General features: G+C 43.5%; 6 protein-coding genes. 4 read left to right on the plus strand and 2 right to left on the minus strand.

Annotated elements, in window-relative coordinates; all coding sequences use genetic code 11:
• Nucleotides 1-17: 17 nt before the first annotated feature.
• Entirely contained in the window at nt 18-3,173 is a 3,156-nt protein-coding gene (locus DSL64_RS13010) for an efflux RND transporter permease subunit (RefSeq protein WP_115831332.1), read from the plus strand.
• 65 nt (nt 3,174-3,238) lie between these two features.
• Nucleotides 3,239-4,672, plus strand: coding sequence for an efflux transporter outer membrane subunit (locus tag DSL64_RS13015; RefSeq protein ID WP_115831333.1), 1,434 nt, complete (start codon nt 3,239-3,241; stop codon nt 4,670-4,672).
• A gap of 74 nt (nt 4,673-4,746) precedes the next feature.
• Here the strand turns inward: DSL64_RS13015 and DSL64_RS13020 are convergent, their stop codons facing one another.
• Both DSL64_RS13020 and bamJ read right to left on the minus strand, forming a co-directional pair.
• Nucleotides 4,747-6,861 carry a carboxy terminal-processing peptidase gene (locus tag DSL64_RS13020; RefSeq protein WP_115831334.1) on the minus strand — a complete coding sequence of 705 codons (2,115 nt, stop codon included), beginning with the start codon at nt 6,859-6,861 and terminating at the stop codon, nt 4,747-4,749.
• Between the two features lie 11 nt (nt 6,862-6,872).
• Entirely contained in the window at nt 6,873-7,664 is a 792-nt protein-coding gene (gene bamJ / locus DSL64_RS13025; protein WP_115831335.1) for a BamJ family beta-barrel-assembly machinery protein, read from the minus strand.
• Nucleotides 7,665-7,955: 291 nt separating this feature from the next.
• Here bamJ and atpA point away from each other — a divergent pair, with 291 nt between their 5' ends.
• Both atpA and atpG read left to right on the plus strand, forming a co-directional pair.
• Nucleotides 7,956-9,530: a F0F1 ATP synthase subunit alpha gene (gene atpA / locus DSL64_RS13030; RefSeq protein WP_115831336.1), complete on the plus strand. Its 1,575-nt coding sequence runs from the start codon at nt 7,956-7,958 to the stop codon at nt 9,528-9,530.
• An 87-nt stretch (nt 9,531-9,617) separates the two neighbouring features.
• On the plus strand, nt 9,618-10,505 hold the full coding sequence (gene atpG / locus DSL64_RS13035; RefSeq protein WP_115831337.1) for an ATP synthase F1 subunit gamma: 888 nt from the start codon (nt 9,618-9,620) through the stop codon (nt 10,503-10,505).
• Nucleotides 10,506-10,651: the final 146 nt, after the last annotated feature.

Below are 10,651 nucleotides of genomic sequence, written 5' to 3' on the forward strand. Positions count from 1 at the left end.
CACCTGAATAAACAATCATGTTCCAACAATTTATAGAACGACCGGTGTTGTCACTGGTCATCTCAATCTTTATAACTCTGCTCGGACTATTGGCATTTTTGGATTTGCCAGTGTCACAGTTCCCCGATATTGTTCCGCCTTCTGTAGTTGTAACTGCCACATACACAGGAGCTAACTCCGAAGTTTGTGTGGATGCCGTGGCCGTTCCTCTTGAACGTGCAATTAATGGTGTACCTGGTATGACATACATGACCAGCGTATCCGGTAATGATGGTGTAACAACCATTACCATTTCATTTAATGTCGGTATTGATCCTGATCTCGCTGCAGTAAACGTGCAGAACAGGGTACAAACGGTGATTGATGAGCTACCCGAAGAGGTAATTAAAGCCGGGGTAACCACAGAAAAAGAAGTAAATAGTATGTTGATGTATCTGGACATAATGAGTTCAGATTCAACAGTTGGCGAAGATTTCGTATATAACTTCGCTGACATTAATATCCTTAAAGAATTAAAAAGGATTGATGGAGTAGGACGCGCCCAGATCATGGGTAGTAAAGATTACTCCATGCGTGTGTGGTTAAAGCCCGACCGTATGAATGGCTATAGCGTATCCGCCGATGAGGTGGTGCAGGCCATTCGCGACCAGAACGTAGTAGCGGCTCCGGGAAAAACCGGGGTGAGCTCAGGAAGAGAAAAGCAGGCTCTGCAATATGTATTGAAATATACAGGAAAACTCTTCCAGCCTGAACAGTATGAAAACATCGTTATCCGTTCCAATGCGGACGGTTCCATGCTTAAACTGAAAGACGTTGCCGATATTGAATTCGGTACACTGGAGTACGATATGGCATCCAAATCGAACGGAAAGCCATCTGCTTCGATCATGATCAAACAGCGTCCTGGTTCTAATGCGCAGGAAGTTATTGCAAACATCAAAGCAAAGGTAGAGGAGCTGAAAGGGACTACATTTCCTCCGGGAATGGATTACTTCGTTTCTTATGACGTTTCCCGCTTCCTTGATGCCTCCATTCATGAAGTTGTGCGTACACTGATAGAGGCATTTATCCTCGTAATTATCATCGTATATCTGTTCCTTCAGGATTTCCGTTCTACTGTGATTCCGGCACTGGCTGTACCGGTTGCACTTGTAGGTACCTTCGCATTTATGCAGTTGTTCGGATTTTCGATCAACCTGCTTACCTTGTTTGCACTTGTACTTGCGATTGGTATCGTGGTGGATAACGCGATTGTCGTCGTCGAGGCCGTCCATGCTAAGATGGCCGAAAAACATCTGGATGCGCGGCAGGCCACCATTGAGTCTATGAAAGAGATGAGTGGTGCCATTATCGCGATCACACTGGTTATGTCGGCGGTATTCGTACCGGTAGCATTTATGTCTGGACCGGTCGGTATCTTCTATCGTCAGTTCTCTATCACACTCGCAATCTCCATCGTTATTTCTGGTATCAACGCACTTACGCTCACACCTGCCTTATGTGCGCTGATGTTGAAAAATACGCACGGACAACCTTCCAAAAACACACCTTTGGACAGATTTTTCCGAGGATTCAACAATGGGTATGATGGCATTTCGAACAAATACAGAAAACTACTTTCGCTGATTGTCAACCGCAGAATGATTACAATCGGTCTGCTTCTGGCATTCTGTATCGGAACCTATGGAATCAACGCTGTACTGCCTACAGGATTTATCCCTACGGAAGACCAGGGGGTTATCAATGTGAACGTTACGACTCCGGTGGCATCTACTGTGGAACGGACTGAAGCTGTATTGGATGAAATCCAAAAAGTAGCTCAATCACTTGAAGCTGTGGAATCAGTTTCTTCTCTTTCAGGATATAGTCTGATCACAGAATCTGCAGGTTCTTCATATGGTATGGCCATGATCAACCTGAAAGCATGGGACGAACGTGAAGCTTCGGTACAGGATATTATCGCCGAAATGGAAAAGAAAACCAAGCACATTACTGACGCTGATATTCAGTTTTTCCCACCACCAACTGTTCCTGGATTCGGTAATTCCAGTGGTTTTGAGCTAAGGGTTCAGGATAAAACAGGTAGTGATGATTTGCAAAAGACTGCCGATATCACTAATAAGTTTGTGAAAGATTTGATGGATAGTCCTGAAATAGCTACCGCTTTCAGTAGTTTCGACGCCAGTTTTCCGCAGTACATGATCCACGTCGATGCAGATATAGCTTCCAAAAAAGGAGTTTCTGTGGATGTCGCTATGAGCACGTTGCAGACACTTATTGGTAGTTTGTATGCCTCCAACTTTATCCGTTTTGGACAAATGTATAAGGTAATGGTTCAGGCTGATCCGGATTTCCGCAAAAGCCCGGAAGATATTCTTAAACTGTATGTGAAGAATAATCGTGGTGAAATGGTACCGTTCTCGACCTTTATCAGACTGGAACGTGTTTACGGCCCAGAGCTTCTGACAAGGTACAATATGTTTACTTCCGCGATGATCAACGGGGATGCTGCACCTGGATATAGTAGCGGAGATGCGATCAAAGCTGTCGAAAGAGTGGCGGCAACAAGTTTGCCAAGAGGATTTACCTATGAATGGTCAGGTATGACGCGGGAAGAAATCCTTTCCGGTGACCAGGCTATTTACATTTTTGCAATATGTCTGATCTTCGTATATCTGCTGCTGGCGGCTCAATACGAAAGCTTCTTGCTTCCGCTTCCTGTAATTTTGTCCCTTCCTACAGGTGTGTTCGGAGCATTCCTGGCACTGAAACTGATGGGGCTGCAAAACAACATTTATGCGCAGGTTTCACTTGTCATGCTCATCGGTTTGCTTGGTAAAAATGCGATTCTGATTGTTGAATATGCAATACTTCGCCAGAAAGAAGGTCGTACCGTTGTGGATGCCGTATTGGAAGGAGCTACGGAAAGGTTACGCCCAATCCTGATGACTTCTTTTGCATTCGTGGCGGGACTTATCCCATTGGTAGTAGCATCAGGAGCAGGTGCAATCGGTAACCGGTCTATCGGTACCGCAGCAGCGGGAGGTATGCTTATCGGGACATTGTTCGGAGTTATCGTAATTCCCGGACTGTACGTTCTGTTTGCGAGTATGGTAAGAGGCAGCAAGCCTCCCAAACCTACCGTAGCAACTCAGGAAGAGGTATTGCATTAAGCCCCGGTTCAGCCTTCTGCATTTCCAGAAGGCTGAACAATATTTTACATCAGAAAAAGACATTAATGAGAACATACAAAATATATCCGGTCCTGATTGCCTCAGCACTGGTAGTAAGCAGTTGCAAACTCTCCAGGCCTGTTCCGCAGACTCCTGTTCAAACTCCTGAAACTTTTATAGGACACAAGGACTCAACCGGAATCGGTGATATTCCATGGAAAACCTTTTTTACGGACCAAAATCTGGTTGCCGTTATTGACACGGCCATTCAGAACAATCTGGATTTGAAGATGGCAGTTCAGAGAATCGAAATGGCGCAGTCCAATGTCTTGTTTGCAAAAGGAGCATTACTTCCTGTTGTAGATGTAGAAATATCAGGTGGCGGCAGAAAATTCGGAGACTACACCATGGACGGTGTGGGTAACTATGATACCAATTTCTCTCCAAATCTGGATGACAACCGTAAGCTTCCTGCCCCCTTCCTACCCGATTATTTTGCCGGACTGAGGAGTTCATGGGAAGTAGATATATGGGGAAAACTAAAAACCCAGCGTAAGGCTGCTTTCACAAGATTCCTTGCATCTGAAAAGGCGAGACAAGCCATCACTACAAGTCTCGTAGCGAATGTGGCGAGTTTATATTTTGAGCTGATAAATCTGGATACTGAACTTAATATTATCAAAAAGAACATCAACCTTCAGAAAACAGCTGTAGAAACAATTGGTGTTCAAAAGGAAGCAGGTCGCGCCAACGAGTTAGCTGTTCGTCAGTTTAAGGCTCAGTTGCTCAATACACAAAGTCTGGAGATTGATGTGAACCAGCGTATCATCGCAGCAGAAAATCAATTGAATCTGTTGTTGGGTCGTTTTCCACAAAAGATCACGCGCAGCACTGTTGTTCAGCAATCTTTTCCACAGCAAGTACAGGCAGGTATTCCTACCCAAATGCTTCGTAACCGCCCTGATGTGAAACAGGCGGAACTTGAAATGCTGGCAAATTATGAAGATCAACACGCAGCCCGACTGGCATTTATGCCATCTCTGAACATCACGGCCATGCTGGGTTTTAATGCTTTTAAAAGTAGCCTGATCTTCAATCCGGGATCCATCGCATACAATGCTTTGGGTGGGTTAACAGCTCCGTTGCTTAACAGAAAAGCGCTCAAAGCAGGACAAAAAAGAGCGGAAGCAGCAAGCCTGGAATCGCTTTACAATTACAACAAATCCATACTGACCGGTTTTCAGGAAGTAAGTACAAGTCTGAACCGCATCGAGAATTCGAGGAAAATCACGGAGTTCAAGCGCGAAGAAGTTGCCGTATTACAACAGGCCGTAACTACCTCACGTGATTTATTCGTGACAGGCTACGCTACCTATCTGGAAATCATCACGGCTCAGAAAAGTGTATTGGAGGCAGAATTAACACTCGCGAATGTACAAACGGATCAATACCTCGCATTGATCGAACTGTATCGTTCAGTGGGTGGAGGCTGGAAATGATCCTTGAAAATATGACAACAAAAAACCGGATAGGCTGAGCCCATCCGGTTTTTTGTTGATCAAGCAACTGGCAATTACTTCTTCTTAGTCCCTGCCAAACTTGGCTCTTTCGATATCTGAATAAGATCCACCAGCATTCTACCGGTTTCGTTAAGATAAATATCCTTTTTCTTTTTCACTTCTTTCGGAGCTTCTACAGCCTTTCCATCCACTTCTTCCTCTTCTTCATCCGGCTCGCCCAATTGTTTCATTGCGGCACGTTTTTTCTCTGCTTCTTCACGCTCTACTTTTCGTTTCGTTTCCTGCAGAGAAACAATTTTATTTTCACGTGCTTTTTTGAAATCATCGAGTGTTTTCACCAGCGTTTTCAGTTCCTCATCTGATTTCAAACGACTGTTGTATTTATCTTTCAATTGAGAAATAATCTTCTCATTTACATTGTTTGTCGTCTCATATCTGGATGATGGAATTTGATCCCATGGCAGTGCACTTGGTTGTGAACCTTCACCATATTCATTTACCTTGAATGCAGATGGCAATTCCAGATCAGGCATTACACCTTTCAACTGCGTGCTGCTTCCATTAATACGGTAGAACTTGGCAACGGTAAGTTTGGCTTCGCCTAATGGCTCAGGGTATTTAGTATCGTATTGATTTAAGTTAATCAAGGTCTGTACCGTTCCTTTACCGTAAGTTTGCTCCCCTACGATGATACCACGTTTGTAATCCTGAATAGCGGCAGCAAAAATTTCTGATGCCGAAGCACTGAAACGGTTCACCATCACTGCAAGCGGACCATTGTAAGCGATTGATGGATCATTATCAGACTGCACATCAATTTCTCCCTGGCTTTCTTTCACCTGAACCACAGGCCCTCTGTTGATAAACAAACCTGTTAGCGAAATCGCTTCAGTCAAAGAACCACCTCCGTTGTTACGCAAGTCAATGACGATACCGTCCACATTTTCACCTTGTAATTCAGTGATCAGTTTTTGCACATCGCGTGTAGTACTCGAAAACTCTTTCTCTCTCTGTTGCGCACCTTCAAAGTCACGGTAGAAAAGCGGAATATCAATTACACCCACTTTATAATCCTTCTTACCGGAAGTGATGGAAACGATTTCTTTTTTGGCGCGTTGCTCTTCAATTTTAATCTTCTCACGTACCAAACGATATTCTTTAGGAGGTGTACCAGGCAAGGCATCAGCCGATATGATCTGCAGACGAACCACAGTTCCTTTTGGTCCTTTGATCAGCTTCACGGCATCATCCACAAACCATCCCACGATGTCTACGATTTTACCCTCGTCTCCCTGTGCTACTCCTGTGATTTTATCTTCTTTCCTAAGTTGTTTGCCTTTGAAAGCAGGACCACCAGGAATAACCTCTTTTATCTTAATATAGTTATCTTCTTCCTGAAGCAATGCTCCGATACCTTCCAGCGACTGGCTCATATCCTGTTTGAAGCGATCTGCCGCAGTAGGCGCCAGATAGGACGTATGCGGATCCAAAGCCTCGGCATACGAATTCATAAACATCTGAAACACCTGTTCAGTACGGATTCTCGCCAACGCCCGATCCCTGTTTTTATAACGGTCACGAAGGGTTGTGGTAATAGAAGAGTCTGCCTTTCCTGAAAGTTTCAGATCCAGCGCCTCACTTTTGAGATATTTGCGCCATGTATCGTTAAGTTCGTCAGCACTTTTGGCCCAGGGTGCTTTTTCGCGATCCGTATTAATGGATTCGTCGGCTGTAAAGTCAAAAGGTTTCTCTTCTTTCAGCAATGCCTGAATATATTCACTCCTTTCCTTATAGCGTTTTCTGAAAACGTTATACATATCGAATGGTACATCAAGCTCTTTTCTGATAAGAAAATCATCAAATGAAAGTTTGTACTTCTCAAAATCCGCGATGTCAGAAGCCAGGTAATACAGACGGCCATGATCTATACCATCTATAAACTTATCAAACATTACTGCCGACAGCGAATCATTCAGTTTCGTCTTTCTGTAGTGGTAATTAGATAAGATACGGGTAGTAAGTTCTTCCGCCTTGAACTGCGAAGCAACCGGCTTTATGTCGCCCTGTGATAATGTATCCACAAGCGTCAGTGAGCCTTTCTCCCTGCTGGGACCGCTCTGCCAACCTAGCAAAACAACCGGAATAAGAGTTATTAAGTACTTTTTCATTGTTGAATGTTCTATTTAACAATATCCAATAATTCAACTTCAAATACCAACGCTGAATACGGTGGTATCTGACCTCCCGCCCCACGCTCTCCATAAGCAAGGTCGTAAGGAATAAACAATTTCCATTTAGAACCAACAGGCATCAGCTGCAAAGCCTCTGTCCACCCTTTGATCACACCGTTTACCGGAAACTCAATCGGTTCACCACGATCTACAGAGCTGTCAAAAACTGTTCCATTGATCAGGGTACCATGGTAATGTGTTTTTACTTTATCAGTAGAAGTCGGCTTAGCACCCTCTCCTGCTTTGATAATTTCATATTGTAAACCGCTCTCTGTGGTAACTACACCTGCTTTCTTCTTATTTTCTTCCAAAAACTTCTCTCCTTCAACGCGTACTACTGCTCCTTTCTCTTCCATTTCCTTTTGTTTTACAGATGCTATCTTTTCGAAATAAGTTTGCAAAAATGCATTGGCAGCTTCCGGGCTCAAAGCCGTTTTCTCCCCGTTCAATGCAGCACTGATTGTTTTAGTCAAAACTGCTGTATTCAGGTTACCTATGCCCTGAGATGCTACTGAGTTGGAGAAGCTCACACCAATGGCTGCTGACAAAGAATCCATCTGAGTTTTTAGAACAACTGGCGCAGGCGCTGGCTTGGCTGCAGGTTTTGCTGTGGTTACAGCGGTCTTCTTCACGGGAGCCGCAGGTTTAACAGGTTGTTTGGATGTTTGGGCAAAGGAAGGTGTAGCTGCTACGAAACCACAAACAACACCTGTCAAAATCATTTTTTCTAATTTGTACATTCTGCTAAAAAAAGATAGTCGGAAGTTTAAGTTTTATTCTGTAATTACTCTAAACGAACTCAATTACAACAAAAACACAATTAGTACCTAAAAAAGTTTTAAAAACGTTTATTTAGGCTGATAAACGGCAATTTGAATTGTCCTGATAAGCCCAATCTCCCAAACTTGGAAAAATCTAATTTCGGATGATAGTTTTTTCGGAAAAACATTCTTTATATACCAAAATAAAAACCTACCTTTGCGGCTGATTTCAAAATCTTACTACTATACTCTAAATAAGTCAATTATACTATGGTATCTGTTAGACCAGATGAAGTTTCAGCCATTCTACGTGAGCAACTTGCAGGCGCTAAATCTGAAGCGGAACTCGAAGAAGTAGGAACCGTCCTTCAGGTTGGTGATGGCGTTGCCCGCATTTACGGTCTTTCGCAGGTTCAGGCAGGTGAGCTGCTTGCTTTCGAAAACGGCCTTAAAGCACTCGCACTTAACCTTGAAGAAGACAATGTCGGTGCCGTATTGCTTGGTGATTACAGCGAAATTAAAGAGGGCGCTACAGTAAAGCGTACTAAAGAAATCGCTTCTGTTAAAGTTGGTGATGGCATTATCGGTCGTGTTGTAAACACGCTGGCAGAACCAATTGATGGTAATGGCCCGATTCAGGGACAAACTTACGAAATGCCACTAGAGCGTAAAGCTCCGGGGGTAATTTTCCGTCAGCCTGTAACTGAGCCTCTTCAGACAGGTATCAAATCAATCGATGCCATGATTCCTATCGGACGTGGACAACGCGAATTGATCATCGGTGACCGTCAGACTGGTAAAACAGCTGTTGCTATCGATACCATTATCAATCAGAAAGAATATTTTGATAAAGGAGAGCCTGTATTCTGTATTTATGTAGCCTGCGGTCAGAAAGCTTCTACTATCAAAGGTATTGAAGCTACACTACGTCGCTATGGCGCTATGGATTACACGGTGATCGTTGCCGCTGGAGCTTCTGATCCTTCTCCAATGCAATTCTACGCACCATTTACAGGAGCTGCTATCGGTGAGTTCTTCCGTGATACAGGTCGTCCTGCTTTGGTTGTTTATGATGACCTTTCAAAACAAGCTGTTTCTTACCGTGAGGTTTCCCTTCTTCTTCGTCGTCCTCCGGGCCGTGAAGCTTATCCGGGAGACGTATTCTATCTTCACAGCCGCCTTTTGGAGCGTGCAGCGAAGGTAATCGCGGATGACAGCATTGCTAAAAATATGAACGATCTTCCTCCATCATTGAAGGATATCGTAAAAGGAGGTGGTTCTTTGACTGCCCTTCCAATTATCGAAACACAAGCTGGTGACGTTTCTGCTTATATCCCTACTAACGTAATTTCGATTACTGACGGACAGATATTCCTTGAATCTAACCTATTCAACTCTGGTATCCGTCCTGCAATTAACGTAGGTATCTCGGTATCACGTGTGGGTGGTAACGCACAGATCAAATCCATGAAGAAAGTTTCAGGTACGCTGAAACTTGATCAGGCACAGTTCCGTGAACTAGAAGCTTTTGCTAAGTTTGGTTCTGACCTTGATGCTGCTACGAAACTTGCCATCGACCGTGGACGCCGTAACCAGGAAATCCTTAAGCAACCTCAGTATGCTCCTGTTCCTGTTGAGCAGCAAGTAGCAACTGTATATGCTTCTACAAAAGGTCTTTTGGACAGAGTACCTGTTGAGCGCGTGAAAGAATTCGAAAAAGAATTCCTTACTGTTCTTTCTGTTCAGCATAAAGATGCTTTGGCCGCTTTGCGCGCAGGTAAACTGGATAACAGCGTTACTGACGTAATCGATAGCGTAGCAAAAGAAATATCAGCTAAATACTAAGCTAATCATCACTCATTATAACTGCCGCAGGCAATTTGCAGGCAGCAGTTATAACCGCAACGGCGAACCGTTTTTAATTTCCCAAGAATGGCAAGTTTAAAAGAAGTACGTAACCGGATTGTATCGGTTAACTCTACCCAGCAAATTACAAAGGCCATGAAAATGGTGGCCGCAGCCAAGTTGCGCCGGGCACAGGAGAATATTCTCCAGATGCGCCCTTACGCTCAAAAGCTGGGAGAAATGCTATCCACCGTATCGGCAGGATCAGAAAGCTCTGTGGATAGCCCGCTGAAAGTTGTTCGTTCGATCGAAAAAGTATTGATCGTAGTTGTAACATCTGACCGTGGATTGTGCGGAGCATTCAATACCAATGTAGTTAAGGCAACAGTGCAATTGATCGAAGACAAATATGCTGCTCAGGCTGCAAAAGGAGATGTCGAGATCTTTGCAATAGGTAAAAAAGGTGCAGAATCATTTAGCCGCAGAGGCTTTAAGGTAAACTCTACCTATACAGATTTATTTACAAGACTTAGTTTTGTTGCCGTTAAAGAAGCTGCGGAGATCATCATGACCGCCTTCTCTGAAGGTCGCTACGATGCTGTAGATCTTGTCTATAACGAATTCAAAAATGTAGCTACTCAGATCATTCATACTGACAGATATCTTCCTATTGTCTCGGAGCAACCAACCTCAAAAGTGAAAAAAGCTGAGGTGAATTACATCTTCGAACCGACAGAAGAAGAAATTCTTGCTGAATTGATCCCGAAGTCTCTGAAAATTCAGTTGTACAGAGCTGTTCTTGAATCAAATGCTTCAGAACAAGGTGCACGTATGACTGCAATGGACAAGGCTACTGAAAATGCACAGGAACTTTTAAAAGAGCTGAAACTGGTTTACAACCGTACACGCCAGGCTGCAATTACTACCGAGATTTTGGAAATCGTAGGTGGTGCAGAAGCTTTAAAAGCATCATAAAGAGAAATATAGTTATCGAACTGGAAACGAGCGGATCAATTGATCCGCTCGTTTTTTATTATCTTTAAATACTAGTGATGCGTTAACTTTTAAAAAATTCTTATAACACGTTGTAAATAAATTAATTATGAACGTTCTTTGATTTT

This window comes from Dyadobacter luteus (assembly GCF_003383615.1).
Classification (GTDB): domain Bacteria; phylum Bacteroidota; class Bacteroidia; order Cytophagales; family Spirosomataceae; genus Dyadobacter; species Dyadobacter luteus.

Bases quoted from the DNA above. Each gene is read 5' to 3' on its own strand.
- DSL64_RS13015 (WP_115831333.1), top strand. From the start codon at position 3,239: ATGAGAACATACAAAATATATCCGGTCCTGATTGCCTCAGCACTGGTA.
- DSL64_RS13020 (WP_115831334.1), bottom strand. From the start codon at position 6,861: ATGAAAAAGTACTTAATAACTCTTATTCCGGTTGTTTTGCTAGGTTGG.
- atpA (WP_115831336.1), top strand. From the start codon at position 7,956: ATGGTATCTGTTAGACCAGATGAAGTTTCAGCCATTCTACGTGAGCAA.
- bamJ (WP_115831335.1), bottom strand. From the start codon at position 7,664: ATGTACAAATTAGAAAAAATGATTTTGACAGGTGTTGTTTGTGGTTTC.
- atpG (WP_115831337.1), top strand. From the start codon at position 9,618: ATGGCAAGTTTAAAAGAAGTACGTAACCGGATTGTATCGGTTAACTCT.
- DSL64_RS13010 (WP_115831332.1), top strand. From the start codon at position 18: ATGTTCCAACAATTTATAGAACGACCGGTGTTGTCACTGGTCATCTCA.